The sequence below is a fragment of the Collinsella sp. TF11-5AC genome, assembly GCF_003436775.1.
Taxonomy (GTDB): domain Bacteria; phylum Actinomycetota; class Coriobacteriia; order Coriobacteriales; family Coriobacteriaceae; genus Collinsella.
In genome coordinates this window covers 38,259-64,796 of the sequence record NZ_QSQO01000010.1, presented here as the reverse complement: position 1 = coordinate 64,796, position 26,538 = coordinate 38,259, and the positions used below count along the sequence as shown (strand labels likewise).

Sequence of the window (26,538 nt, the reverse complement as noted above, 5' to 3'; positions counted from 1 at the left end):
CTATGTTGAGCCCGCGCAGCGTCGAGCGGTCCGTCGTTCATAGACCGGCGGACCAAAACTCCCAGCCAAGCCGAACGTTTTATTTATCGCTATGATTGGTTTATCGCGACGCAAACGCATAGGAGCCATATGGATATCAGGCGAAAGATCACGCAGGGCAAAAGCCTCACCCCCACCGAGCAACAACTTGGGCGAACGGCCCTCGCCATGGGCGAGGATGTGCGCGGGCTCTCTATTAAGGAATTTGCCGCGCGCACCAACGTTTCCGTTGCGAGCGTGCACCGTTTTTGCAAAAAGCTCGGCCTCGAGGGCTTCAAAGATCTCAAGGTCGAGCTCATCCGCCAGGCGACCGAGGCGGGCAACCGGCGCGACGTGGACATCAACTTTCCCTTCGATGCCACCTCCACCCCTGCGCAGGTGATGGAACGCATGGAGGGGCTCTACCAGACCACCTTGGCCGAAACGCAGGAGCTGCTCGACCCTGCACAGCTCAACCACGCCGCCAAGCTCATCATGCGCGCCGGCACCGTGGACATCTACACGGGCTCGCATAACCTGTATCCAGCGGGAATGTTCCGCGATCGCCTGCTTTCCGCCGGCAAAAGCGCGACGTGCCACGACAGCGTCGAGGCTCAGGTGCGCACGGCGCTCGCCTCGGGTCCCGACCATGTGGCAATCATCATCTCCTACAGCGGCCTTGCCCCCAACCTCAAGGAGATCTTGCCGATCCTTAGCAGTCGACATGTCCCGGTCATCGTCATCGGCACGCCGTACTGTGCCCGCATTCACCCCGGCTTTGCCGCCTATCTCACGGTAAGCGACCACGAGAGCATGACGCACCGCATCACGCAGTTCGCCAGCCATATCGCCGTGCAATACGTACTCGATTCGCTCTATAGCAGCTACTTTGCCAAAGATTACGCCCGCTGCTCCGAGTTCTTAGAGCGCTCGTTTCCCTACACCCGCCTGCCCGGGCTTAAGTAGCGACGAGCGTGGATTTTCGGACACTCAGATAACGAGCGTGGATAATCTCCCACTTTGAGCCTGCATGCGGCCCATAAACGGGAGATTATCCACGCTCATTTTGGGTCCCCTGGGAACGCATGAGGAGGGCGGATAGACAGCCGTTATTTGCGAGGCGTCAGCGACGTAAAGAGTCCGTGTTGGTTGCAGTAAAGATATATCCTGCCGCGCCCGGTAATATGGAAGCGCGGCTGCACCGATTGCTCTGGATAGAGCTTCTTAAAGCAGATGCCGTCCATAGTCGCATATGCCACAAAGCTAATGTAGTGATCCTTGGTCATGGGATGATCGAGCGTGACGTACCAATCGTCCTCGATGCGCTCGATGGAAAAGGCGTGGTCCGCGTCCGGCTCTTCGGCCTCCTGGGGAAACATCGTGGAGCCACAGCAGCTAAAGCTGCCTTCTCCGAGCGCGTGCACAACGTTTCCGCAGATAGGGCAAACGTAAAAGACGCCTTTGAGCATATTGCCTGCACGGTTGGCGTTGGCCCGAATGTCACCAGCCAAAAGCTCAGCCACGCTTATGCCGAGTCTCTGGGCCAAAGGCTCAACGAGGGAAATGTCGGGAAGGCCGCGGCCGGATTCCCACTTGCTGACGGCTTTATCGGTCACGCCAAGGCTTTCCGCCAGGGCGCGCTGGGTGAGGCCGCGCTCTTCGCGCAGCTGCTTGATGGCATGCGCTGCCAAAAAAGTATGGGAGGCATTGGTTTGCCGTGTCTGGTTCATGGGCTGTCCAATCAAATTGAAGAAATGGAGTGAACCGGTTCGACAGTCAGTATCCATTTGAAGGCCAGGCTCGACAACCTACGCTGCGTAGACATGCGCCAATCGAACGAGCGCGGATTTTTGGACACTCATCCTGAGTAGTCATTTAAGAACGTCCCCAATGACTACTCATTTATGTCTGTCCCCAATGACTACCACGGCAACGCCGATGTTTTGGTAGCGACAGCGAAAACCCGCCAGAGCGAGCAAGGTGCCTTGAAACGAGGCGGCATTGACCTTCTGGTCATGCCGCCGAAGTTGAAAGGCAGATTGCCGCTCTGGCGGGTTTGCAGCGTCGAGCAGTTACGGCGTTTGGTAAAACGCCGTAACTAACGAGCTCCGTACTGCTCGTAGTAGGCGTCGATAGCGGTCTTGAGCTCGTCGTCGATGACGACTTTGCCGTCGATCTCGTGGTTGTAGAGGGTCTCGACGACCTCGGCCATGGAGACGATGCTCGCGACGGGGAAACCGTACTTGGCCTCGATCTCCTTCTGCGCGGTGGTCACGCCACCCTTGCCGACCTCCATGCGGTTGAGGGACACGATGAGGCCCTTGATCTCGACATCGGCAGCAGCCTTGACCTTGGGATAGGTCTCGTCGATGGACTTACCGCTGGTGGTGACGTCCTCGACCATGACCACGCGGTCGCCGTCCTGGGGCTCGTAGCCCAGCAGGTTGCCCTTGTCGGCGCCGTGGTCCTTGGCCTCCTTGCGATCGCAGCAGTACTTGACCTCCTTGCCGTACAGCTCGTGGTAGGCAATTGCGGTCACGACGGCCAGCGGAATACCCTTGTAGGCCGGTCCAAACAGCACGTCAAAGTCGTCGCCAAAGTTATCGTGGATGGCCTGGGCGTAATACTCGCCCAGCTTCTTGAGCTGATAGCCCGTCACGTAGGCGCCGGCGTTCATAAAGAACGGGGACTGACGGCCGCTCTTGAGCGTAAAGCTGCCGAACTTAAGGACGTCGGACTCGACCATGAACTTGATGAACTCTTGCTTGTAAGCCTCCATGCGGGCTCCTCTCGTAATCGCGTACGTGCCTTCCAGTTTAGCGCAGGCAGGGCGCGTTGCGGGCGCGCTTTGGAGCCTCAGCATTCTGTAAAGGCTTTGTCAGGAGCAATGGTTTTCCAAACAAAGGGGTTGACACGACAAACCCCCTCATCAAGAATACGGGCGGATTGTAACGGGTACGTGATACCTGAAGCGCATCGCGCCCGGCCTTAAGGAGGTGTGCCATGGAAGGCAGTCATAGTCGAAAAACCTGCATGTCGCCCTCGGCACGCCGCGAGGATTCCGCACACGCATAAGCGCCAACAGCTGACCGTCAAAACCACCACAAAGGTGCCCGTCCCCTTCGTGGTAGCTCGCGAGCATGACGCGAGCGACATCTAGGTTTTTTGAAGCACATACGACACGTACGCTAACTCCCTTCAACAAGGAGGACCCTATGCTGATGCTCAAAACCGCCACGGTACTCGAAGCCATCTCCAAGCGCCGCCGCACGGCGCGCCCCGCCGCTCATACCGGCATGTCCAAGAACACCATATTCGCCGCCACCCATAGCGCCGAGGATGCTCTCGTGCTGCTCGACGCCACAGCCGACGGCCTCACCGCCGAGCACGCCGCCGAGCGCCTGAGCGCCGTCGGCCCCAACACCATCGAAGCGCCGACCAAGACGCTCGCCCGCCGCATCGCCAACGCGTTCGTCGATCCCTTCGCTGGCATCCTCGCCGCCCTCGCACTGGTCTCGCTCTACATCGACGTGCTCGCCGTGCCCGAGCTGCAGCGTGACCCCTCCACGGTCATCGTCATCGGCATCATGCTGCTGGTATCGGGCGGCATGAAGTTTATCCAGGAAGCCCGCAGCGGCAATGCGGCCGAGGCCCTTAAGGACCTGGTCTCCAACACCTGCTGTGCCCTGCGCGACGGCGAGCGCGTCGAGATCCCCTTCGACGAGCTCGTCCCCGGCGATGTAATCCGCCTCTCTGCCGGCGACATGGTGCCGGCAGATGCCCGCATCATCACCGCGCGCGACCTGTTTGTGATCGAGTCCGCACTCACCGGCGAGAGCGAGGCCGTCGAGAAGACCGCTGCCATCACCGTCGTCGAGGGTGCCGACGGCTCCGCGCTACCACTCTCTGCCTGCAAGAACATCGTCTTTACCGGCACCTCCGTGCAAAACGGCACCGCCATGGCGCTTGTCGTTGCCACCGGCTCGGACACCTACCTGGGCGGCATCGCCAAGATGCTCAACGGGCGCGGCGAGAAGAGCGCGTTTGACCGCGGCGTCTCGAGCGTCTCCATGCTGCTCGTGCGCCTCATGCTCGTTATGGCGCCGGCGGTCTTTGCCATCAACGCCGCCACCAAGGGCAACGTCATCGATGCGCTGTTGTTCGCCACGAGCGTGGCCGTGGGCATCACGCCGCAGATGCTCCCCGTCATCGTGACCACGAGCCTGTCGCAGGGCGCCAAGGACCTCGCCCGCCACCAGGTTATCGTCAAGGAGCTGCCGGCGATCCAAAACCTCGGCGCGATGGACGTCCTGTGCTGCGACAAGACCGGCACCCTCACCGAAGACCGCATCGTGCTCGAGCGCTACCTCAACACCGACGGCAACGAGGATGCGCGCGTGCTGCGCCATGCGTTTTTGAACAGCTTCTTCCAGACCGGCCTCAAAAACCTTATCGACCTGGCCGTCATCGACCGTGCCGATGTGACGCCCTCGACCGTCGTGCCCGATTCTATGCTGGGCCAGAGCCTGCGCGACCGCTATACCAAGGTCGACGAGGTGCCCTTCGATTTCTCGCGCCGCCGCCTGAGCGTAGTCGTCGCCGACGCCCAGGGCAAAACCCAGATGGTCACCAAGGGAGCTGCCGAGGAAATGCTCGAGATCTGCTCCTTTGTCGAGGTCGATGGCGCCGCCCAGCCGCTTACCGAAGATAAGCTCGCCCAGATTCGCAAGCAGGTCGCCGGGCTCAACGCCGAGGGCCTGCGCGTGATTGCCGTGGCGCAGAAAACCAATCCGCGCTGCGTGGGCGAGTTTGGCATTGCCGACGAATGCGACATGGTGTTGATGGGCTTTTTGGCCTTCCTCGATCCGCCCAAGGCGAGTGCCGCGGGCGCCGTCGCCACGCTCGAGGCCAAGGGTGTGGCGGTCAAGGTCCTGACCGGCGACAACGACCGCGTCGCCGCCACCGTCTGCGAACAGATCGGTATCGACGCGAGCAACGTCTTGCTCGGCTCCGAGATCGATGCGCTCGATGACGCCGAACTTGCCGAGCGCGCCGAGAACACCCACCTCTTCGCCAAGCTCTCGCCGCTGCAGAAGGCGCGCCTGGTGCGCGTCATGCGCGAACTGCTCGGTCACACCGTGGGCTTTATGGGTGACGGCATCAACGACGCCGCCGCCATGCGCGCGAGCGACTGCGGCATCTCGGTCGACTCCGCCGTCGACATCGCCAAGGAATCCGCCGATATCATCTTGCTCCAGAAGGACCTGGGCGTGCTCGAGCGCGGCATCATCGAAGGCCGCCGCACCTACGGCAACCTACTCAAGTACCTCAAGACCACGGTGAGCTCCAACTTTGGCAACGTGCTATCCGTGACCGTCGCGAGCCTGTTCTTGCCGTTCTTGCCCATGAGCGCTCTGCAGCTGGTGCTGCTGTCGCTGGTCTACGAGATCGTGTGCATCGCGCTGCCGTGGGACACCGTCGACGACGCCTGGACCGTCCGTCCGCGCGCCTGGGACGCCGCGTCCATTCAGGGCTTTATGCTCGAGCTGGGCCCCGTGAGCTCGCTGTTTGACATCGTGACCTTCGCCGCGCTCTTCTTTGTGGTGTGCCCCGCCACCGTGGGCGCGAGCTGGGCAAAGCTTGCCGCCGCGGGCAACGTCGCGGGCATGACGACCTTCGCCGCAATCTTCCAGAGCGGCTGGTTTGTCGAGTCCATGTGGTCGCAGACGCTCGTAATCCACATGCTGCGCTCCCCGCGCCTACCGAGCCTGCGCGACCACGCCGCGCCCGCGCTGTGCCTCCTCACCGTGCTGGGCCTGGTGCTCGTCACTTGGCTGCCGGCAAGCCCCATCGCCGATGCGCTGGGTCTCATGCCGCTGCCGCCAATCTTCTTCGCGCTGCTCATCGGCATTGTCGCCGCCTACATCGCGCTCACCCAACTGGCCAAGCGCCGCTACATCGCCCGCCACGGCGAGCTACTGTAGCGCCCGAATTGTGGCGCGCGACCCATCAGGCGGTCAAAAAGTCCCGTCTCAAGTTAAACCACTCATTTAAGTACGTCCCCAATGAGTGCGGCGGAATGGCTCCCCTTGACAGCTTAAAGCCGTCATGCAGGAACCATTCCGTCGCAGCCTTATGAAAGGGACTGGGTTGTAAATGTTGGAGAAGAGCCGTTAGCGCCCAGGGGTCAGGATCACCAGGGCGTCGTGCTCAAAGGGATGCTGAGCCACGCGCACGGTGCCGTCACCGTTATCGCGGACGGGCAGTCTGGCGATGCGCTTGTCCTCCATGTCGAGGGCCGTCGCCGTCCAGCCGCGCGCGCCGTCGAGCTTAAACTTGAGCGCCGTGGTGCGCGGCAGGTACGTGACGACGCGATCGCCAACACGTGCCACACGGATGGCCTCGCGCGCGTCATCGAGGAGCTCCTGCGCCGGAACCACGGCAAGCGCGTCGTCGGCAGCCGTGGCACCCAAGCCGGCAAGCACATGCTCAATCGCGCCAAAGTCCCACACGCCCGCAAACTGCAGGCACTCTTGCCAGCGGAACGGCATATCAAAGCCCTCGCCCAGCACCGAGCCCTGGCTCTTGCTGGTCTGCCAGTTCCAAACGCCGTGCGCACCGTAGGTCACGCCGGCACTGGCGCCAGCAAGAATGCTCGACCATACGCTCGCGCGGCAATCCTGCGCGGTGAAGCGCCAGTAGACGTTGCGCGACGCACCCATCTGCTCGTAGCAGGGCTCCGAGTTGACCATCGGCTTTTTGGGATAGTTGGCGGTAAAGTCCCGCGGCAGGCGCCAGGCCTCGGGCTGGCCCTCGTAGTTGTGGCCGGGCTGGAACATGTAAAAGTCCAGACGGTCTAGGTACTGTGCCGGAATGGTGCGGTTAGCGCGGTTGATATGCATGGTGCGCAGGGCCTCGGGCGCGCGTTTGACGACTTCGTCGAGCGCGTCCTCGTAATAGGCGATCGCCTCGTCGCCGGCAAAGTCGGTATCGCCCGTCACCACGTAGACGGGGTTGAACTCGCCCAGGTTCTCGACGACGCGGGCAACGTGGGCACGGACCTCCTCACGCGGCATAACCTCGGCGCCGCAACGCTCGGCGATCTTGGCACCCCAGGTACCGGGCACGTAGTTGCACCACATAAGCACGAGCGCCGGACGGATGCCGTGCTCGACGGCAGCACGGCACATGGCGGCGGCGCGGTCCCAATATGCCTGGTTGGGGCGGGACCAATCAAAGTGCACGCCGTCCTCGCTGGCATAGGGCCAAATGCCCAGGTCGGGGCAGCAGCGGTCCCACTGCGGCAGCGTGTTGATCTGCAGCACATTCATGCCCTGCTCGGCACGGCGGGTCAGGTAGTAGTCCCAGTCATCCTCGGCAATGCTCGTAAATGCGCTCCAGCACGTATCGGCAAACCAGAAGAACGGTTTGCCCTCGCACAAAAAGCCGTCCTGGCGACCGTTGACGGTCAGCTTTCCCAAACTCATCTGCATGTCCTTTCGTTTGATAAAGGATTTGCGAACCGCCGGGGGCTTTCGCGGTAACCCCGTGCGAAAGCCCCTGCCGCTTGGCAAACCCTCGCGGGCGAATCCCGTCCGCCCCATCAGTCTACCTTGCAAGAAGGGCCCCGCCGGGCTTACGCCTGACGGGGCCCTGTCGTGTAGGTGAGGTCATATGTGACCGAACGGTTTGGCCTTAGGCCTCCATCTCGGCGAGTTCCTCCTTGGAGAAGCCGCAGGCAAAGACGACGGCAGCGGCGATGACAAAGGAGATTGCCATACCAACGATAGCCCAGACGGTATTCATCTGGCCACCCTGCAGGTAGTTGGTGAAGACCAGGAAGTTGGACGCACCGCCTGCGAGGTAGTAGGTAACACCCATGAGGCCGGAGAACACAGCGCCGATGGCACCGCCGATGAACATGCCGAGCATGGTGCGGCGGAAGCGCATGAGGATACCGAAGAGCGCAGGCTCGGTAACGCCGCCGGCGATGGCGGAGATGACGTAACCGATGGCAAGGGACTTCTCGTCGGGGTTCTTCATCTTGAGGAAGGCACCGAAGGCGCAGCCCCAGACAGCGGCCATAGCGCAGTTGGTGGAAACGAAGACGAAGGGATCGTAGCCGGCGGCGATGATCTGAACCTGAGCGAGCAGGATGACGGGCATGTGCATGCCGCAGACCACGAAGAGCTGCCAGAAGGCACCGAGGACGGCCATGACGATCAGGATACCGATGCCGCCAAGGTCAGCAAGGCCGAAGAGGGCGTTAGCGATCAGCGTACCGATCTCGTTGCCGATCGGGGCGAGGACGATGAAGGCGATGGGGATGGTGACGATCATGGTGCAGAACGGCGTGAAGACCGTGGAGAGCACGTCGGGCATGACCTTCTTAAAGAACTTCTCGATGAAGTAGAGGACGGGCACCGAAAGGATGATCGGCAGGACGGACTGCTGATAGTTGGCAGCGGCGATCTGGATGCCGTAGACGGAGATGATTCCGCCGCCCTCCTGGGTGGCGACGCTCACCACAGAAGGAGCCATGAGGGCGCCACCGAGCAGCATGCCGAGCACCGGGCTGGCGCCGAGCTTCTTAGCCGCGGCATAACCCAGGTAGATGGGGATAAAGGTGAACGTGGCCTCGTACAGCGTGGTGTAAAGGAACGTATAGGTCGGGTCGTCGGCCGAGAGCACACCGAGCATGGTGGGGCCGAGGACGGCCGCGATGGTACGGAACAGACCGCCGGCCATGAGCAGCGGGATGAGCTGGGTCATGGAGCCCGACAGATAGTCGAGGATGATATTGGGCAGGTTCTTGAGCTCGAACTTCTCCTTGGGAGCATCGAGGTTCTCGTTGACGGCCTCACCCTGCTTGACGCCGGAGATGGCGACGAACTCGGCGAGCACCTTGGGCACGTTCTGGCCGATGATGACCTGGAGCTGGCTGCCGGCGAACTGGCAACCCAGAACACCCTTGACCTTCTTGATCTTCTCCACGTCAACCTTGTTGTTATCCTTGAGCGTCAGACGCAGGCGCGTCATGCAGTTGGTGGCGACGGTGACATTCTCCGCACCGCCCACGAGCTCGAGGACATCGGTGGCAATCTGCTTGTTATCTACTGCCATGGGACCCCTCCCCATATCTTCGTGTGCCAGCCCCCTTGGGCTTAGGCACGCCTTTGGCCCGGCGACTATAACCCCTTACGGTTGCCGGACCCTTGGATACGCTGTCGTAAACAAAGTGTTTACTGAACGTTTACGAGCTTTAGTTTACACGGAGCGCCGAATTTATGGCAATTTTGCCGTCTACAGTCCGGTGAACGGTAGGTAATCGGGGGTGAACGTATTTGAATGGCGGGAAATGGTCTCTTTGACCCTCTATTGATATATAGCCATTTACGTGGGATTTTATTTTGATGAACACCTCACTGATCTGTTAACTCATCAACAGAATCCCTGCTAGAAGCTAGTAAACATATGTTTAGTAGCTCACGACGTGTTCAATTTTGCCGTTTACCGAGTTCATCTGGTTATTCTTCAATTCTAGATTACACTAAACATGTTTAGTTTGTATTGCCGCAGATGCCAGGCATTCGCGGCGTAAGGGAGGCAGCTCATGGAGCTCAAATTGTGTACCTACGCAACCGTCACCACCTTGGGCGACTTTGGCCCCTGGATCAGCAAGGTCGTACTCGACCTGCCCTGCACCGTGCGCGCCAACGACATCGACGCGAACACCTTCCATATATATGTAGAGCGTCACGAGCGCTCGGGCGAGGTTCTGATGCGCAAGGAGCGCGGCGCCGACCATGCCGCGCCCTCCGTGGGTTACATCGACGTTCTCGCCGCATATCCGTGCGACGAGAACGGACGTAAGCTCGCCGTGGGCACCCATGTGGCGCTCGAGGTCGCCGAGCAGCGCCTGACCAAGACCATCGAAGGCGGCGTCATGGGCTCGCGCATGCTCGATGACCAGCTGCGCATCACGCAGCTCACAGCTCTTCCCGGCAACGACGGCGACGATCCCACCTGCGGCCTGGTCTTCGACACCTGCCGTGGCGATATCTGCCCCGCGCTCAAAGGCTGGAGCAACGCCACGCAAAAGACCGCCGTCGACGGCATCGCGCTCGAATACGGCTTCTTTGAGCCCACCTTTAAGGCCGAAGACTCGGCATGCTTCAACCCCTTTGCGCCCGAGGCGACGGTCGTGCCCCAAAGGGCACCGCTCGTGGTGTATCTGCACGGCGCCGGCGAGGGCAAGGGTGCCACGCAAGGCGAAGGCGCTACGCGCGCCTATATCGGCAACCGCGTGACGGCCATTAGCCAGGTGCAGATCCAGCGCTACTTTGGCGGCTTTGCCTGGGTGCTCGTGCCGCAGTCGCCCACGTTTTGGATGGACAACGGCGTCGAACAACTCGGTCGCTCCAACCAGAGCATCTACTCCTCCGTGCTCAAGGCGCTTATCGACGAGTTTGTCGCCGAGCATGCCGACCGCATCGACACCGACCGCATCGTGGTCGCCGGTCTTTCCAACGGCGGCTTTATGACCCTGCGCCTGTGCGCCGACTACCCCGATTTCTTCGCCGCGGGCCTTCCCTGCTGCGCCCCGTGGTACAACGCCACGGACGAGGACGTAGCCGCGCTCGCCAAGACGCCGCTGTGGTTTACGCACTCCAAGGGCGACGAGCTCGTGCACCCGCAACAGACCGTGCTGCCGCTGTTCGCGCGCCTGCGCGATGCCGGCGCCAACGTGCATCTCACCTACTTTAGCCATGTCGAGGACCTGACCGGCGTGTATCGCGAGGCCGACGGCTCGGCCAAGAAGACGTTCAACCACGGCGTGTGGATCCACCAATTCAACGACCTGTGTTATCAAGACTTCGACGGGGGCAACGTACTCATCGACGGCGAGCCGGTGGGCTGCTGGGAGTGGTCGGCCAGGGTCGACCGCTAAGCCCTCCCATCGCGGGGACCGGGGTTTAGTCTTGCAAACGTCCTCGGGCATGCATGGGCTGGCGCTTTGCGCTTCGCGCTGCGCCTGCCCATGCCCCCTGCGGAATGTTTGCAAGACTAAACCCCGGTCCCCGCTGCGTTGACGTTGCCGTGACCCTGGCCGGCCGCTTCTAGCGGGCCGCCGGGTCGGTGGCGATGGGGGCATGGGTCCCGTCTTGCCTTGCGCGTAACTGGCTGAATTGATTTTGATTGGAGCTGTTCCTATGTCCCAGAAGTTGACTCGGGTGATTGTTACTACCGATATGGAAGTCGACGATATGAACTCGCTTGTTCATTTGGCTCTGTATCTCAACTTGCTTGATGTTCAGGCTGTGGTGTATACGGCTTCGCAGTATCACTTTCTTGGGGATGGGGTTCATACGCTCGGCGAGGTGAATTCGCATTGGCGGACCAAAGGGCGGCGCTCTTATGAGTGGGCTGTTGTGCCTCATGAGCCCGATCCGCTAGCCGGCGAGCTTCGTGAGTATCGGCCGTTTCCCGAGCATTGGATTGAGAGTCTCTGGAGTAATGAATATGCCCAGGCTTGGCCGCAGTTGCAGGCAAATGCGGACGCCGCCGGTGAACCGCCGTTTCCCACGCCTGCCCAGATGATCGAGCGTACGTTTGTGGGAAATGTTGCCTTTGAGGGTGATGTGACTGAGGAAACTGAGGGGTCTCGCGTAATTGCGCAGGCGATTCTGGATGATGATCCGCGTACGTTATGGTTGCTCAGCTGGGGTGGTATGAATACGATCGTTCGCGCCCTCATGAGTATTGCCGAGCGTTATCGCGCCACACCCGAGTGGCCCGCCGTACAGCAGCGGGTCTATCAGAAGGTGCGCGTGATGGGCGTTGCCGATGGTGTGGGGCAGGATAACTCGTGGCTCGACCATGGGCGCGAGCTCTTTCCCGAGCTCATCTTTTGGCGTACGCCCTATATGTATGGCAACTATTTCGACGCCAAAACAGCTCAGCCCGATACGCTGCCGCTGTTTAAGGCTCCTTGGCCTGAGCGGAATCTCACGCAGGGCAACGGACCCCTCATGGCACGCTATATGCTCTATGGCGATGGTAAGGTCTACGAAAACGAGCCTGAGCGCTTTCAGTTTGGCAAGCATGCCCGTCTGGATTGGGGCCTGGAAGGCATGCCCGCGATGCAGTTTGAGCGCGGCGACTTTATGGCCGAAGGCGACAGCATGACCTATATTCCGCTGCTTCCGTTTGGCCTGCGCGGTATCGACGACCGCGACTTCGATACGCTGCTCGGCCGCATGTTTCTTGATGGACACCCCGATGCGAACGCGCCCACCGGTTTTGCCGCCCTCGGCACGCCCCCAGACGACAATCTCAATCCCTATCTGCGTGCCTATCAGGAAGACTTTGCCGCCCGCGCGCAATGGTGCGCCCATGATCCGGCCATCTGCTCGCATCCGGCGCATGTTGTCGAGGTCACGGCCGACCGCAGCGCCGCAGCCGGCGAGCGCATCGACCTTGCGGCGACCATCGTCGACCCCGACGACAGGGGCTTCGATGCACATTGGGATGTGGCCGTAGACCCATCGAGCTATGCAGGCGTCCAGGATCTGTCGATGTGGCAAGAATGCACGGTGGACACCGCTTTCATCGTGCCCGCCGACGCACGACCCGGCGACCGCTTTGTGCTTACCCTCACCGTGCAGACGCACGCCGAGCGCCCCTGCACCCGCTACGCCCAGATCGCCGTGACCGTGGCATAGCAAGAACGGCGCCCACATTCGGCAGCCGCCGCATTCGGCAAAGAGTGTCCCCAAGTGCCAAACGAGCGGGGATTTTTGGACACCCAAACAACGAGAGTGGACAATCTCCCACTTTGAGCCCACAAGCAGGCCAAAAATGGGAGATTATCCACTCTCGTTCTGCGAGCACTCATTGGGGACGTACTTAAATGAGTAGTTTCACTCATTTAAGTACGTCCCCAATGAGTAGGAAAAATGGGCCATGTGTCCCAGTTGTGGAGACTCGTTGAGCCGTCTGGGTATCGTGAAAGGCTGCGCACTCCCCCATCATCAAAAGTGACACACGCTACCAGTTGATGGGAGGCAGCCATGGGCTTCTTTGACAAGATGTTCGAGAAGAAAGAGTGCGCGATTTGCGGTACCGAGCTGGGACTTCTAGGTAAGACAAAAATCAATGAAGGCTACCTGTGCAAAGAGTGCGCCGGCAAGCTCTCCCCCTACTTTCACGGCTATCGCTCCAGCACCGCGGACGATATCCGCGAGCAGCTCGCCTACCGCGAGGCCAACGCCGAGCGCCTGGCGTCGTTCAATCCCACGCGCACGCTTTCTGCCGGACGCACCAATATTATGCTCGATGAGGACGCAGGCCTGCTGATCATCACCTCGCAGAGCCGCTGGCGCGACGCCAATCCCGACATCATCGAGTTCTCGCAGGTACTCGGCTGCGATATGGATATCGACGAGCATCGCACCGAGATCTATCGCGAGACTAAGGACGGCGAGCGCGAGAGCTACAACCCGCCGCGCTACGACCTGGATTACGACTTTAATCTGACCATCCACGTCAACACGCCGTACTTTACCGAGATCAACCTGCGCGTAAACGACTCCACCATCGATCAGCGCGGGTCCATCGAGTACCGCGAGGCCAAGCGACAGGCAACCGAAGTTCGCGACGCGCTAGTGCAGCTGCGCCAGGAGACGCGCGACAGCGTCGTGGCCGCCAAGGCCCCCAAGACCGCGGTCACCTGTCCCTTCTGCGGAGCCACCACCATTCCCGATGCCAGTGGGCGCTGCGAATACTGCGGCGGCGCCATCGGCGCATAGCCTCCGGCACGGAAAGGACCGATCATGGCCTTCGAGAGCGTTAACTATCAGTGCCCTGCCTGCGGTGGCCCCCTGCATTTTGCCAGCGCCGAGCAAAAGCTTGTCTGCGACTACTGCGATTCGCGTTTTGAAGTCGAAGAAGTCGAGGCCCTCTATCGCGAGCGTCAGGACAAGGCAGACGCCAAAGCCGACGCGGCGGCGGCAGCACCCAAACCCGTGGCCGACGCCGCGGTACAGGAGCTCGCCCAAAACGCCGGCTACATCTGCTCGTCGTGCGGCGCCGAGCTCGTGTCCGACGGCACCGTCGCCGTCACCACCTGCCCGTACTGCGGCAACTCCGCCGTGGCGCCCGGCCAGCTCTCTGGCGACTTCTCGCCCGACCTGGTGATTCCGTTTAAGCTCGGGCGCGATGACGTCACGGCCGCACTCAAGGAACACTACAAGGGCAAGATCTTGCTGCCCAAGAGCTTTGTCACCGGCAACCACATCGACGAGGTCCAAGGTGTCTACGTGCCGTTTTGGCTCTACGGCGCCCGCGTTGACGGCGAAGTGTATTTTGACGCGACCAACGAGACCGTGACCGAGGAATCCGATCGCACCGTCACGACCACCGACCACTACGATGCCTATCGCAAGGGCAATATCTCGTTTGAGCGCGTGCCCGTCGACGGATCGTCCAAGATGCCCGACGGCCACATGGACGCCATCGAGCCGTTTGACTACGGCGCGCTGCGCCCGTTTTCGGTCGCGTATATGCCCGGCTACATCGCCAACCGCTACGACGAGGACTGCGAAACCTGCAAGGCGCGCGCCGAGCGCCGCATGGAGGAGAGCACGATCTCGGCCCTGCGCGAGACCGTCGTCGACGAATATGACGACGCCACGGTCGAAAGCAAGCAGCTCGACTACACCTGGGAAGAAAGCGATTATGCCCTGTTCCCCGTGTGGATGCTCTCTACCTCGTGGAACGGCAAGGGTTATCTGTTTGCCATGAACGGCCAGACCGGTCGCATGGTCGGCGAGCTCCCCTGTTCCAAGCCCAAGCTCGCCATTGCCTCGGTGCTGTTCTTTGTGATCGGATTTGCCCTCTCCCAGATCCTCTTCATGGGTGAGAACGCCTTCGATCCAGACTACCTCACCTTTGATGTCGAGGGCATCCTCATCAACATCGTCGCGCCGCTGATCATCGTAATCATCGCGGACGTACTGCTGGTAGGCCAGCTCAAGACAGCCAACGAGGCCACCCACGCCGATGAGTATTGTGGCGAGCTCGACCTGACCGAGAAGCACGACACTTTCAGCCACACCGAGACCACCGTTGTCATGAAAGACAACAAGGACGATTAGCCATTCTGACCAATACCACCCGGCCTTTGACGAGAAAGGAAGATCACCATGGGACTCTTGAAAGCTGGATTGGGTGCTGCCGGCGGCGTCATGGCCGACCAGTGGAAGGAATTTATCTACTGCGAATCGATGCCCGCTGACGTCTTGGCCTGCAAGGGCAGCAAGCGCACCGGCGGCCGCAGCTCCAACACGCGTGGCGAGGACAACGTCATCTCAAACGGCTCCGTCATCGCCGTCAACGACGGCCAGGGCATGCTCGTGGTGCAAAACGGCAAGATCATCGAGGTGGCGCTGGAGCCCGGCGAGTTCGTCTTTGACACCGGCAGCGAGCCGAGCGTCTTTAGCGGCAATCTGGGCGACTCCATCAAGGAGACCTTCGCCAATATCGGCAGCCGCTTTACCTTTGGCGGCGACGCGGGCAAGGACCAGCGCGTCTACTTTATCAACACCAAGGAGATCATCGGCAACAAGTACGGCACCGCCTCTCCCGTGCCCTTCCGCGTAGTCGACAACAATATCGGTCTGGACGTCGACATCTCTGTGCGCTGCAACGGCGAGTATTCGTACCGCATCACCAACCCGCTGCTGTTCTACACCAATGTGTGCGGCAACGTGACCGATAGCTACACGCGCGACAAGATCGACAGCCAGCTTAAGTCCGAGCTGCTCACCGCCCTGCAGCCCGCCTTCGCCAAGATCTCGGAGATGGGCATCCGCTACAGCGCCATCCCCGGCCACACCACCGAGCTCGCCCGCGCGCTCAACGAGGTCCTCTCTGCCGACTGGCGTGACCTGCGCGGTGTCGAGATCGTGAGCTTTGGCGTCAACTCCATCGCCGCTTCGCAAGAGGACGAGCAGATGATCAAGGACCTGCAGAAAGCCGCAGTCATGCGCGATCCCACCATGGCGGCAGCCAACATTGCCAGCGCCCAGAGCGACGCAATGCGCGCGGCAGCCGCCAATCCCAACGGCGCGATGGCAGGCTTTATGGGCATGGGCATGGCAGGTGGCATGGGCGGCATGAACGCCAGCCAGCTGTTCGCCGCCGGCCAGGCACAGCAGCAGGCCGCCCCGCAGCCGGCTCCGGCACCCGCCCCCGCACCGGCTCCTGCCGCTGCCCCCGCGGCCGGCACATGGACCTGCAGCTGCGGCGCCACCAACACCGGCAAGTTCTGCTCCGAGTGTGGCAGTCCCGCACCCGCCCCGGCACCGGCCAAGTGGTTCTGCCCCAACTGCGGCAGCGAAAACGGCGGCAAGTTCTGCAGCAACTGCGGAACGCCCAGGCCCTAGCCCCTCTATCTGGTAATTGGCGGGGGATCCGCCACCCCCGCATTTGCTTCTATGGGTTTCGTTCGATAAAGGAGGACACCATGAAGACAACGTTCAAAAAGTCCGTACTCGCATTTCTGACATGCGTCCTTGCGCTCGCCTTTGCCCTGACGGGCTGCAGCGGCGGCGGCAAAGACCCCAAGGCCAACTTCGTCGGCAGCTGGGAACTCTCGGGTGGAACCCTGGAGGGCGAAGAACTGACCGATGAGTACATGAAGATGCTCGAGGATTGGGGTGTGCACTGCGTCCTGATTCTCGATGAGGACGGTACAGGTGCCCTCGACCTGTTCCTTGAAGTCGTCGACCTTAAATGGGAGGCAAAGGACGCCACCACCGTAACCATCACCGCCGAAGACGAGTCGCATGACATGAAGCTCAAGGACGGCAAGCTCATCCTCGAAGAGGATGACGGCAATCTTGTCTTTACCAAGTCCGACAAGGACCTGTCCGGCACGGTGAAGAAGGATCGCGAGGCGGCCGAGAAGGAAGAAGAGATCGACGAGGCCGTCGAAGACGACGACGTCCAGAAGATTGAAATCTCCCCCGCCGTCACCGTTGCCGATGACGACCTGTGCACCATCACCATCACCGAGAAGTTCAAGGACGAGTGGGGCGACATCGGTTTTGTCGTCAACATCACCAACAAGAGCGACAAGGACCTGACCTTCTACGCCCCCAGCGGCAAGACCAACGTCAACGGCACCATGAAGGAACCCTGGTTCTCGGCTCACCTGATGCCCGGCACCAACGCCACCGAGGAATTCACGTTCTCGAGCGGCGAGCTTGACAGCCTTGACGACCTGGTCAACACGACCATCGGCATCGACGCCTACCTGACCGATTCCTACGAGGACGTCGCCTCCTACAGCGCAACCATCGCGTAGCGGTAGACCACGACAGCCGCGGATTGGCGGACACATCCGCGCACACCAGACGGGGCCGCAGGAGATGATCCTGCGGCCCCGTCGCTTTTATGCCGATGCGCAACGAGCGCTAGCGCTCTATGTTGGGAACGATGCTGCCCTCGGTCACCGCATGTACGGCCAGACGCATGATGTTGTCGTAGCCGGTCTTGTTGAGGATCTCCGAGATGCGGCGCTTGATGGTGCCCTCGCTCATAAACAGCTCGGCCGCAATCTCGCGGCGGCTTTTACCCTCGCAGGCAAGGCGCAAGATCGACAGCTCGACATCGTCGAGGGCCGCCGTGCCCGAGAAGATGCTCTCGGGCGGCTTGGGAAACGTGCAGTAACCCGCCAGCGTGGAGCGCATCACGGCGAACAGCTCGTCGATACCGACGTTCTTGTACACAAAGCTATCGACGCCCGCCTCGCGGGCCTGATCGACAAAGGTGATCTCGGGCATGCCTGTCATGATAATGATGCGACACTCGGGCAGCTGCTCCTTGATGCGTGCCGCCGCCACGATGCCGTTTGAATCGTGTTCGGTGCACACGTCCATCAGTATCATGTCCGGGCGCTCCTTGAGCACAACGTCCAAGGCATCCGAGGCGTCGGCGATCGCGGCGATAACGGTCATATCGGGCTGGTCGCCAACGGAGCGCGCCAGGCTCTCGCGCAGGATGGCCTGATCTTCGACAATTAACACGCGGATCATGAGTTTCTCCTTTGGGAGGTGTCGTTGGCGTTAAGCGGAATGGACACCGTAAGCGTAAAGGGCGGGGCGGCGTGGACCTCTAGGCTGCCACCCAGATCTTGCGCGACATGCCTCATACCTGGGATACCCGTTCCCTCGCGATACGATACGGGGGCCGAGGACCCGTCGTTAGAAATCGTCATGTGCGCGACGGCGTCAGCATCCGTCCTCTCCTGCCACAAGCGCACATGGACCCGATGCGCCTGCGCATGCTTGGTGGCGTTGGTCGAGGCCTCGCGGATAATCTGCAAAAAGGCGGCGGCGACACGCACGTCGCTTGGCAGCTCGCCCTCAACATCGATCTGCACGCTCACCAGGCCAAAAGCATGGACGATATCGCCCAGTTGCTCTGCCGGTTCGGTGTCGCCCCCGCTGCGCAGATCGGCAGCGATTGAGCGCAGCAGCGGGTCGATCTGCTCGAGCGACTCGTCGTCCAAGCGCCCCTCCTCCAAATAGCGATGGAGGATGGACAGGCGCTGGCCGATCACATCGTGCACGCGGGAACGCATGCGCAGGTAGGCCGCATTGTCGGCAACCTTTTTGACTTCTTCGATCTGGGCCTGGAGCTCTTGGCCCGCAAGCTCAAGCAGGTGGTTGGCCTGCGCCAGGCGGTCATGCGCATGCGCATACTCTGTCACATCCAGACCGATTATGCGCTCGAACGAACGGCCCGAGACCATAACGCCATCGCACACAAACAGGCGAATCTCGGCGGGAGAAACCTCGACCACCGCACGCGCCTCACCAAAGCGGTCCAGGTTGATCCGCACGCTGTTCTTACCGCCTCCGGGCATTTGCATGCTGAGCTTGCGCAGGTCGTTCCATGTACCGCTCATATCGCCTAGGTCGGTGGGCATATGAAGCTCCACCAGGTTTTTGCGCATGCAGCGGTTCATGAGCAGTGGACGGCCCCTCGAGTCCAGATACAGGATGCCCACGGGAATCACGTTGATGGTTTCGATCGTCGAGAACGCGGTGATATCCTCCTGGCGGTTACGGACGTCCATCAAGAGCGCCGCGACGGAACGGAACAGGAAGAACGCTCCCTCTGCGATAAGGACAACGGCCCACACCGAGCCCATGGCAAAAACCACCGGCGGTGTCACGGCGCCAACAAGCAGCAGCTCGGCCAGCATGACAGGGCGACGATAGTGCACCATAAGGACCACGCCATAGGCAAAGATCGCGGCATTGAGCCACAGCACTCCGCCCATTGCCCTGGCGCAAACGTCAAGCGGCGCCACCAGATACGAGCCAGACGACGCGAATAAGATGAGCGCCGAAATCATCAGGTGAAGCACAAGGCTCGTCTCGTAGGCGCAAATCACCTTACGGTTATAGGACGAGCGGCGCGATGCGATGAGCGGGACGTGGATCATCTGCAGACACGCAGCCAGGGCAAAGATAACATCGAGCGCAACGATTTGGGGAAGGATGAACGAAATCTGCATCGTCACTCACCCGCCCTCGGCATCAAGACGATCATGCGCAGCTGGCCGGGCTCGCCCTCAAGGCGGTATGCCACGTTGCGCCCTTGCAGAGCGCTTTCGAGCTCTTGCGCAGCGGGCGTCTGCGAAAGATCTTCATCATCGTTGGAAAAAAGCGTGGCGCGCAGCTCGACACTGCACCGGTCATGGTCGCCCAAGTGATACATAAGCGCCGGATGGTCGGTGGTGTAGGCAAAAAACGCAAAGTCATACACGCAGTCGTACAGGGCGCTTACCGTACTGGCGTGCATCGGGCGCCGTATGGCGATAATCGAGGCGCAATCGACATCGATGGTGCGCAGGTCACTTGCGAGCTCGTTGGCGATGAGCTGAATGCGGTCGCGGTCAAAACCGCTCTCCCCGTGCTGTGCCAACGTGAGCGACCCCTTGCGTTTGCAATAGGCGACGAGCATCTTGGCGCGCTGCAGCATGCGGTAACGCTCGTGCGAAGATGCCTCATCGGTCAACGGCGGCAGCGAGCTCAACAGGTCGTACATCCCTTCGAGCGCACGGGCAAGCGCTTGGTCCACGTCTTGGACCAGTAAGGTCTCGGCCTCTTGGTCTGCCAGATGCGTCTTAAGGTCGTAGTCGGCGGCGAGCAGCTCGTTTTGGCGCTGCAGCTCCATGCGACGATGCGCCAGCTCGCGATTGAGCTCGTTGAGCTCCGACACGTCTTGGGCAAGCAGGGCCGATCCGCCCAGCAGTGGAAAGGCTCGGTACATCACATCGGGATCGGATGCCACGGCAAAGGCATGGGCATGCCCGTGTTCCTGGGCCCGCAGCTCTTCGCACACGCCCGCCGGCATTGGCTTTGACACCGGTGTGGCATAGACTTCCTGCAGGTCGCGCGTTAGAACTTTGAGGTCGAGCGGCAAGGTATCGAAGATGCCAGCAATGTCGTGATATGACGGAATGACACCGCAATCGAGACAGATTTCCATCGCCACCACGCACAAGACGCAATAGACGAGCGAGAAGTTGAGCCTCCATGCCCAGGGCACGCGCAGAGCATACGAGATGGCAAAGAACGCACCACCCAACAAAACAAGCGCCGCCGTGCCCGAGAAACGTTGGATGCGAAAGGACGAGGACCGGCCCACCAGGATAAAAAAGGCCACGAAGTTAAAGGCCGTCCACACTAAGACGGCGAAATAGCCCCAGCCGTACGTGTAATCGTTGCTCCAGGTGTCGCTTGCACGGTCAAAGTGGAATACCTGCCGGTGGAAATCGTTGGTGAGCACAAATCCGATAAGCAGGATAGCCACAATCCAAAGCGCAGCGCAGTAGCGGCGACCCAGGCGGTGTTGCTCCAGACCCGCAAGGCGCAGACCACACAACTGGTAGAGCAGCGGAATGAGCGTCATGGGCACGTAGTACAGGTACCACAGCACGGTGGCATAGAACGGTGTGAACGACTTGTATTTGAGGATGACCTCAATCATCCAGAGGGCGCAGATGGTGGCGACGGCAACAAGGCGGCGGCGCAACACATAGTCCAAACAGCGCAGATAGACCGATACACCCCAGATCGAAAATATAATTGCGGCGACAAGCAACGGGAGAGAGCTCGAGTGGACGAGCGCATCCACGACCTCTTCGGACACCTCGCTATAGGCGGGCACGGCGTTGGAAAGCTTGGGGTCGGAGGCAAACAGCGCCGGCAAGACTGCCAAAAGCATGAGGAACAGCACGGTGATGGCGCCGGCGATAGCAAAGACGCGGTGACGGTACACCTGATGTGTTATACCAACAAGGAATCGCGGCATGGCGAAGAGCCTGCCGCCCCTGGGATCCGCCACGGGTGCGGATCGGGCGGTCGCGTGGCCGATATGTCGCTCGCGGGTACCCATAGTGCCTTTAGTGTACCGACAGGCAGGCCCAAAAAGCGGGCCACATGTCCCAAAATCCGCCGACGGCAAAGGGTGTCCCCAGCTGCCACTCATTTAAGTGCGTCCCCAACGAGTGCAAATGACGAGAGTGGATAATCTCCCACTTTGAGCCCACAAACAAGCCAAAAACGGGAGATTATCCACTCTCATTCTGCGGGCACTCATTTAAGTACGTCCCCAATGAGTGCTTTCACTTCTTTTAACAAAACGCCCGGCGGGCATTAACTGCTCGCCGGGCGTTTTGGTTAGGAAACTCTGAAGTTGAGTGTCTCGGCTTCCTTAGGACAGATCCTCACCATTCGTTTCAATGACATGCTTGTACCAGTCGAAGCTCTTCTTTTTGGAACGCTTGAGGGTGCCGTTGCCCGCATCATCGCGGTCGACATAGATAAAGCCGTAGCGCTTGGACATCTCGCCCGTGCCGGCAGACACCAGGTCGATTGGGCCCCAGGTGGTGTAGCCCAGCAGGTCAACGCCGTCCTCGGTCACCGCATCGCGCATCGCGGCGATATGCTGGCGCAGGTAGTCGATACGGTAGTCGTCGTTGATGGAGCCATCCTCCTCGACAACATCCTTGGCGCCCAGGCCGTTCTCGACCACAAACAGCGGCTTCTGATAACGGTCGTACAGGTCGTTGAGGGTGATGCGGAAGCCCAGCGGATCGATGGCCCAGCCCCACTGGCTCTCCTGCAGGTAGGGGTTCTTGGCGCCGGCGAAGGCGTTGCCCTGGGTGCGCTCGACATCGGGGTTATCGGCACCGGCGGAGCAACGGGTGCTGTAATAGCTAAAGCTGATGAAGTCGACGGTGTTGGCGGCCAGGATCTCGCGGTCCTCATCCGTCATGCCCACATCGATGCCCAAACGCTCGAGCTTCTTGACGGCATAGGCCGGATAGTAGCCGCGGCTCTGAACGTCGACGAAGAAATAGTTGCTCTGGTTGTCAATCTGCGCCTGGCGCACATCGCCCGGACGGCAGCTGTAGGGGTAGTAGCTACCTGCGGCAAGCATGCAACCGATCTTGACCTCAGGGTCGATCTCGTGAGCGATCTTGGTTGCCCAAGCGCTGGCGACGAGCTCGTTGTGGGCGGCCAGGTACTCGACGGCCTCCTTGTTCTCGCCCTCCTCAAAGACCAGACCGGCACCCATAAACGGCAGGTGCAAGATCATATTGATCTCGTTGAAGGTAAGCCAGTACTTTACCAGGCCCTTGTAGCGGGTGAAGATCGTGGTCGCGAGGTTCTTGTAGAAGTCGATGAGCTTGCGGTTGCGCCAGCCGCCGTACTCCTTGATGAGGTGAATCGGGCAGTCGAAGTGCGTGATGGTCACGAGCGGCTCGATGCCGTGCGCCTGGCACTCGCGGAACACGTCCTCGTAGAAGGCCAGGCCGGCCTCGTTGGGCTCGGTCTCGTCACCGTTGGGGAAGATGCGGGTCCACGCCAGGCTCATGCGGAAGGTCTTAAAGCCCATCTCGGCAAAGAGGGCGATGTCCTCCTTGTAGTGGTGATAGTAATCGATGCCGGTCTGCGCGGGGTAGTAATAGCCGTCCTCGAAGTCGAGCATCTTGCGCTGGCCGGAGACCACCGCATAGCGCTCGGGGCCGTGCGGCGCCACGTCCACGTTGGCCAGGCCGCGGCCATCCACGTCGTAAGCGCCCTCGCACTGGTTGGCAGCCGTCGCGCCGCCCCACAGGAAGTCTTTACGGAAAGCCATGCATCAATCCTTTCACACGCTGTTTGTCGTGGTTTCAGTATCCCCGTAAGCAGCGCGCTACTCAACGGCAACGACGCAGGCCGACACTTCTTTTCGCACACGGCGGCCCGGCAGCCGCCCCTGCCTGACACTTTCTGATACCGCCGCCCCAAACCACCACAAAGGGGACAGGCACCTTTGTGGTGGTTGGGGACGGTTTGTCTCGATCTGTAACAGGTAGGCAGCCAAAACCGGGCTTGGTGTTACAGATCGAGATTTTCGGGCAGCCCCCCGCAGTTTGTCTAAATCTGTAACAGGTTGAGACGATTTAGCCCGCTAGATGTTACAAATCGAGACGGAAGATGCTAGTCACAGGCGATGTCGAGGTTCTTGCCGACGAGGCCCACGTAGCCGCCCTCGGCAGCCTTGGGACTATCTGCGTGGCAGAGAACCCACTTGTCGGCCTTCCAGTAGCAGTAGCTGTCACCGGCGGCAGGCATGTCGGCTGCGGCCTCGGGGCGCGGGCCATTGGTGCCCGCCGGCAGCGCCACCATCACCTGGAAGCCGCCGTCGTCGACCATGCAGGGCGTGTAGTGGAGCGTGGTGTTGAAGACTTCGACGACCGTACCCGCCGGCACGCGGAACGCCTTGACGCACGCGGTGTCGAGCTTGCCGCCCTCAATCTCCCAGCGATGCGCCACGAGCAGGATAAAGTCGCGGGCGCCCAGGTTAAACTCGCTGGCGCGGTGATACTCCAGGCAGTTGAGCTGCGTGTTGTGGCCGTTGCACCAGCCGAGCTGGAAGGGGCGGCCGCCAAACATGAGAAAGCCCAGTTTATCGGCACCCTTGACGCTCTCGAGCTCCGGCGCGCTTGCTACGTACTTGCTACCCTCGGGAATGGGCGTGGCAGAGAGCGCCTCGAGCACGGGCGACGTGAGCTCGGACGGAACGTCATCCCAAACGTTGCCATAGGATTTGAACTCGGGATCGTTGACAGAATAGATGTGCATGTTCGCTCCTGTTCGTAAATGTGACTATACGAACATTCTAGAACAAACATGAGCGATTTTGAACGCTCGTCCCGACCACTCAACAAAAAGGCGCCCCCGCATAAGCGAAGGCGCCCAATGCGCGCGCTTTGGGCGATAAAGCCCTTACGCCTGCTGGTAGTGCAGGTGCTTCTCGTCGATATTGGCCAGGTCGCGGTCGAGATAACGGCGCGCGAGCCAGTTTGCCATGGGGAGGTTCTGGTCCAGATAGTTACCGCACTCCTCGGGAGCGGCGCCGGGGATATCGCCCTCAAAGCCCGCGACAAACTCGAACAGCTCGCGCACGAGCGGCAAGATCTCCTCGCTCGTCAGCTCACCAAAGACAACCAGGTAAAAGCCCGTGCGGCAGCCCATGGGGCCAAAGTAGACAATGCGGCTCGACCACTCGGCATGATTGCGGAGGAACGTGGCACCCAGATGCTCGATGGTGTGGCACTCCGCCGTGTTCATAACTGGCTCCTTGTTGGGCGTGGTCAGGCGCAGGTCAAAGGTGGTGACGGCGGCGCCGGTCGCCGGATCGTGGTCGATGCGGCTCACATACACGCCGGGCTCGAGCAGCAGATGGTCAACGGAAAAACTCGCGATGCGCTCCATGGCAGATCCTCTCGGTAGTCAATTTGGGACGGGGCTCTTTTAGCTGGTTCGAATGATCGCACCAATCATACCAGTCAAAAAAGCCCCATCCCAAATGAGCTGCCCGGGAATAGCCTGCGGGCGCCGCGCAGCCGCCTAGGCAGTGTAGGCAATGGTCGCGTCGACGGCGTGACGCCAGCCGGCGATCTTTTTGGCTCGTTCGTCGGCGGACATGGCAGGCTCCACGATGCCGCGAGCGCCGTAGACGTCAACGACGTCGCGCGTGTACATGCCCAGCGCAATGCCGCAGGCCCAGGCCGCACCCAGACCGCTCATCTCGTCGTTGCTCGCGATGCGGATGGGCGAGCCAACCAAGTCGCTCTCAAACTGCATCAGGTACGCGTCGCGCGTGGGGCCGCCGTCAACACGAAGCTCGGCCAGTGCCGCGCCCGAATCCTCGACCATCGCATCAATCACGTCAAAGATTTGATAGGCGATCGACTCGTCGGCGGCCTTTACGAACTCCGCACGGCCCGTGGTGCGCGTCATGCCAAAGACGCAGGCCTCGGCGTCACTCGCCCAGTGCGGCGCGCCCAAACCGGTAAACGCCGGCACAAAGTAGACGCGACTCGCCGGATTGGCGGCGTAGCACAGGTCGGTAACTTCCTCGGGGTTATTGATGAGCTCAAGATCGTCGCGCAGCCACGTCTTGACGGCGCCGGCGTAGCTCACGTTGCCCTCGAGAACATACTCGGTCACACCGTCCATACGCCATGCGAGCGAGCTCGAAAGCCCATGCGAGCTGGCGACGAACTCGTCGCCGACGTTCATCATGACCGAGCTTCCGGTGCCATAGGTCGCCTTGGCCATGCCGCGGCTATGGCAGCCCTGGGCAAACAAGGCGGCATGGCTGTCGCCGAGCACGCCGTGAATGGGCACGGGCGCCGGCAAAAAGCCGCCCAGGTCCGTTGTACCGAACAGGCCATCGGAATCGGTCACCTGCGGCAGGCACGCCGGATTGACACCAAAGGCCTCGCACACAGGCTCGCTCCAGCAGCCACGGCGCAGGTCAAAAAGCTGCGTGCGGCTGGCATTGGACCAGTCGCAGCGGAACTCCACGCCGCCCGTGAGCGTCCAGACCACCCAGGCATCGATGGTGCCCAGGCACAGTTCGCCTGCCGCCGCGGCCTCGGCAGCCGCGGGAACGTTCGCGAGGATCCAAGTCATCTTGCCCGCCGGGTAGTAGGGCGAGAGCACCAGACCCGTCGTGTCACGCACCAGCTCGGCCACGCCTTCGCGCGCAGCCAGCTCGTCGCACAGCTCGCGGGCGCGGGCGCACTGCCACACCACGGCATCGCACAGCGGCTCGCCCGTCGTGCGGCTCCAGGCAACGGTGGTCTCGCGCTGGTTGGAAATGCCAACGCCGGCGACGTCGGCCGGATCGACCCCGGTCTCCTCCACCACGGTGCGTGCCACAGCCAGCACGTTGGCGGCGATCTCGGCCGGGTCATGGCTCACCCAGCCGGCCTCGTTGACAATCTGGCGATGCGAGCGATCGGCACGATGAATCAAATGGCCGCCCTCGTCCACCAGCAGCGCCTTGGTGCCCTGCGTGGATTGATCGATTCCGATGATGTATTTGCTCATGTACTCTCCTGTCTCCCCCGTCGATTCAAAAACTACAACCCGACGG

At 61.0% G+C, this 26,538-nt stretch carries 19 protein-coding genes; 8 read left to right on the top strand and 11 right to left on the bottom strand.

All coding sequences use genetic code 11. The features are described 5' to 3' along the window. The first annotated feature begins 129 nt into the window (after positions 1-129). Complete coding sequence (locus tag DXD16_RS06080; RefSeq protein ID WP_117655468.1) at positions 130-984, top strand: MurR/RpiR family transcriptional regulator; 855 nt, start codon at positions 130-132, stop codon at positions 982-984. Positions 985-1,127: 143 nt separating this feature from the next. Here DXD16_RS06080 and DXD16_RS06075 read toward each other — a convergent pair whose 3' ends face one another. Together DXD16_RS06075 and pyrE are read right to left on the bottom strand one after the other, a co-directional pair. Next, positions 1,128-1,748 (bottom strand): helix-turn-helix domain-containing protein, encoded by a 621-nt coding sequence (locus DXD16_RS06075; protein ID WP_055250846.1) that lies wholly within the window; start codon positions 1,746-1,748, stop codon positions 1,128-1,130. Between the two features lie 368 nt (positions 1,749-2,116). Continuing rightward, positions 2,117-2,797 (bottom strand): orotate phosphoribosyltransferase, encoded by a 681-nt coding sequence (gene pyrE / locus DXD16_RS06070; protein WP_117655467.1) that lies wholly within the window; start codon positions 2,795-2,797, stop codon positions 2,117-2,119. A 436-nt stretch (positions 2,798-3,233) separates the two neighbouring features. On the opposite strand from pyrE, the gene mgtA reads away from it, so the two are divergent. Continuing rightward, complete coding sequence (gene mgtA, locus DXD16_RS06065; RefSeq protein ID WP_117655466.1) at positions 3,234-6,002, top strand: magnesium-translocating P-type ATPase; 2,769 nt, start codon at positions 3,234-3,236, stop codon at positions 6,000-6,002. 189 nt (positions 6,003-6,191) lie between these two features. Here the strand turns inward: mgtA and DXD16_RS06060 are convergent, their stop codons facing one another. Next, positions 6,192-7,505, bottom strand: coding sequence for a DUF4038 domain-containing protein (locus DXD16_RS06060; protein WP_117655483.1), 1,314 nt, complete (start codon positions 7,503-7,505; stop codon positions 6,192-6,194). Between the two features lie 208 nt (positions 7,506-7,713). Next, positions 7,714-9,141, bottom strand: coding sequence for a PTS transporter subunit EIIC (locus DXD16_RS06055; protein WP_117655465.1), 1,428 nt, complete (start codon positions 9,139-9,141; stop codon positions 7,714-7,716). 490 nt (positions 9,142-9,631) lie between these two features. On the opposite strand from DXD16_RS06055, the gene DXD16_RS06050 reads away from it, so the two are divergent. From DXD16_RS06050 to DXD16_RS06025, 6 genes are all read left to right on the top strand, one after another. Next, positions 9,632-10,969 (top strand): prolyl oligopeptidase family serine peptidase, encoded by a 1,338-nt coding sequence (locus DXD16_RS06050; RefSeq protein ID WP_117655464.1) that lies wholly within the window; start codon positions 9,632-9,634, stop codon positions 10,967-10,969. 262 nt (positions 10,970-11,231) lie between these two features. After that, positions 11,232-12,743 carry a nucleoside hydrolase-like domain-containing protein gene (locus DXD16_RS06045; protein ID WP_117655463.1) on the top strand — a complete coding sequence of 504 codons (1,512 nt, stop codon included), beginning with the start codon at positions 11,232-11,234 and terminating at the stop codon, positions 12,741-12,743. A gap of 348 nt (positions 12,744-13,091) precedes the next feature. Then, positions 13,092-13,829 (top strand): DUF4428 domain-containing protein, encoded by a 738-nt coding sequence (locus tag DXD16_RS06040; protein WP_022094560.1) that lies wholly within the window; start codon positions 13,092-13,094, stop codon positions 13,827-13,829. A 24-nt stretch (positions 13,830-13,853) separates the two neighbouring features. Continuing rightward, complete coding sequence (locus tag DXD16_RS06035; RefSeq protein ID WP_117655462.1) at positions 13,854-15,176, top strand: hypothetical protein; 1,323 nt, start codon at positions 13,854-13,856, stop codon at positions 15,174-15,176. A gap of 48 nt (positions 15,177-15,224) precedes the next feature. Next, positions 15,225-16,466 carry an SPFH domain-containing protein gene (locus DXD16_RS06030; RefSeq protein ID WP_089573532.1) on the top strand — a complete coding sequence of 414 codons (1,242 nt, stop codon included), beginning with the start codon at positions 15,225-15,227 and terminating at the stop codon, positions 16,464-16,466. 80 nt (positions 16,467-16,546) lie between these two features. Next, positions 16,547-17,389, top strand: a complete 843-nt coding sequence (locus DXD16_RS06025; RefSeq protein WP_099432494.1) for a hypothetical protein — start codon at positions 16,547-16,549, stop codon at positions 17,387-17,389. A gap of 109 nt (positions 17,390-17,498) precedes the next feature. On the opposite strand, the gene DXD16_RS06020 is transcribed toward DXD16_RS06025, so the two are convergent. From DXD16_RS06020 to DXD16_RS05990, 7 genes are all read right to left on the bottom strand, one after another. Continuing rightward, positions 17,499-18,119 (bottom strand): response regulator transcription factor, encoded by a 621-nt coding sequence (locus DXD16_RS06020; protein WP_117655461.1) that lies wholly within the window; start codon positions 18,117-18,119, stop codon positions 17,499-17,501. Further along, positions 18,116-19,609 (bottom strand): ATP-binding protein, encoded by a 1,494-nt coding sequence (locus DXD16_RS06015; protein WP_158551613.1) that lies wholly within the window; start codon positions 19,607-19,609, stop codon positions 18,116-18,118. Before DXD16_RS06015 ends, DXD16_RS06020 begins: the two co-directional genes overlap by 4 nt. A 2-nt stretch (positions 19,610-19,611) precedes the next feature. Beyond that, positions 19,612-21,411: a histidine kinase N-terminal 7TM domain-containing protein gene (locus DXD16_RS06010; protein WP_158551610.1), complete on the bottom strand. Its 1,800-nt coding sequence runs from the start codon at positions 21,409-21,411 to the stop codon at positions 19,612-19,614. A gap of 402 nt (positions 21,412-21,813) precedes the next feature. Beyond that, positions 21,814-23,244, bottom strand: coding sequence for a 6-phospho-beta-glucosidase (locus DXD16_RS06005; RefSeq protein WP_117655458.1), 1,431 nt, complete (start codon positions 23,242-23,244; stop codon positions 21,814-21,816). A gap of 344 nt (positions 23,245-23,588) precedes the next feature. Beyond that, positions 23,589-24,233, bottom strand: a complete 645-nt coding sequence (locus DXD16_RS06000; protein WP_117655457.1) for a DUF4867 family protein — start codon at positions 24,231-24,233, stop codon at positions 23,589-23,591. A gap of 144 nt (positions 24,234-24,377) precedes the next feature. Then, positions 24,378-24,866, bottom strand: coding sequence for an S-ribosylhomocysteine lyase (locus tag DXD16_RS05995; RefSeq protein ID WP_117655456.1), 489 nt, complete (start codon positions 24,864-24,866; stop codon positions 24,378-24,380). Between the two features lie 135 nt (positions 24,867-25,001). After that, positions 25,002-26,492: a glycerol kinase GlpK gene (locus DXD16_RS05990; RefSeq protein WP_117655455.1), complete on the bottom strand. Its 1,491-nt coding sequence runs from the start codon at positions 26,490-26,492 to the stop codon at positions 25,002-25,004. Between the last annotated feature and the right edge of the window lie 46 nt (positions 26,493-26,538).

Excerpts from the sequence above, each read along its gene's own strand:
- DXD16_RS06080 (WP_117655468.1), top strand. The coding sequence starts at position 130 with ATGGATATCAGGCGAAAGATCACGCAGGGCAAAAGCCTCACCCCCACC.
- DXD16_RS06075 (WP_055250846.1), bottom strand. The coding sequence starts at position 1,748 with ATGAACCAGACACGGCAAACCAATGCCTCCCATACTTTTTTGGCAGCG.
- pyrE (WP_117655467.1), bottom strand. The coding sequence starts at position 2,797 with ATGGAGGCTTACAAGCAAGAGTTCATCAAGTTCATGGTCGAGTCCGAC.
- mgtA (WP_117655466.1), top strand. The coding sequence starts at position 3,234 with ATGCTGATGCTCAAAACCGCCACGGTACTCGAAGCCATCTCCAAGCGC.
- DXD16_RS06060 (WP_117655483.1), bottom strand. The coding sequence starts at position 7,505 with ATGAGTTTGGGAAAGCTGACCGTCAACGGTCGCCAGGACGGCTTTTTG.
- DXD16_RS06055 (WP_117655465.1), bottom strand. The coding sequence starts at position 9,141 with ATGGCAGTAGATAACAAGCAGATTGCCACCGATGTCCTCGAGCTCGTG.
- DXD16_RS06050 (WP_117655464.1), top strand. The coding sequence starts at position 9,632 with ATGGAGCTCAAATTGTGTACCTACGCAACCGTCACCACCTTGGGCGAC.
- DXD16_RS06045 (WP_117655463.1), top strand. The coding sequence starts at position 11,232 with ATGTCCCAGAAGTTGACTCGGGTGATTGTTACTACCGATATGGAAGTC.
- DXD16_RS06040 (WP_022094560.1), top strand. The coding sequence starts at position 13,092 with ATGGGCTTCTTTGACAAGATGTTCGAGAAGAAAGAGTGCGCGATTTGC.
- DXD16_RS06035 (WP_117655462.1), top strand. The coding sequence starts at position 13,854 with ATGGCCTTCGAGAGCGTTAACTATCAGTGCCCTGCCTGCGGTGGCCCC.
- DXD16_RS06030 (WP_089573532.1), top strand. The coding sequence starts at position 15,225 with ATGGGACTCTTGAAAGCTGGATTGGGTGCTGCCGGCGGCGTCATGGCC.
- DXD16_RS06025 (WP_099432494.1), top strand. The coding sequence starts at position 16,547 with ATGAAGACAACGTTCAAAAAGTCCGTACTCGCATTTCTGACATGCGTC.
- DXD16_RS06020 (WP_117655461.1), bottom strand. The coding sequence starts at position 18,119 with ATGATCCGCGTGTTAATTGTCGAAGATCAGGCCATCCTGCGCGAGAGC.
- DXD16_RS06015 (WP_158551613.1), bottom strand. The coding sequence starts at position 19,609 with ATGCAGATTTCGTTCATCCTTCCCCAAATCGTTGCGCTCGATGTTATC.
- DXD16_RS06010 (WP_158551610.1), bottom strand. The coding sequence starts at position 21,411 with ATGCCGCGATTCCTTGTTGGTATAACACATCAGGTGTACCGTCACCGC.
- DXD16_RS06005 (WP_117655458.1), bottom strand. The coding sequence starts at position 23,244 with ATGGCTTTCCGTAAAGACTTCCTGTGGGGCGGCGCGACGGCTGCCAAC.
- DXD16_RS06000 (WP_117655457.1), bottom strand. The coding sequence starts at position 24,233 with ATGCACATCTATTCTGTCAACGATCCCGAGTTCAAATCCTATGGCAAC.
- DXD16_RS05995 (WP_117655456.1), bottom strand. The coding sequence starts at position 24,866 with ATGGAGCGCATCGCGAGTTTTTCCGTTGACCATCTGCTGCTCGAGCCC.
- DXD16_RS05990 (WP_117655455.1), bottom strand. The coding sequence starts at position 26,492 with ATGAGCAAATACATCATCGGAATCGATCAATCCACGCAGGGCACCAAG.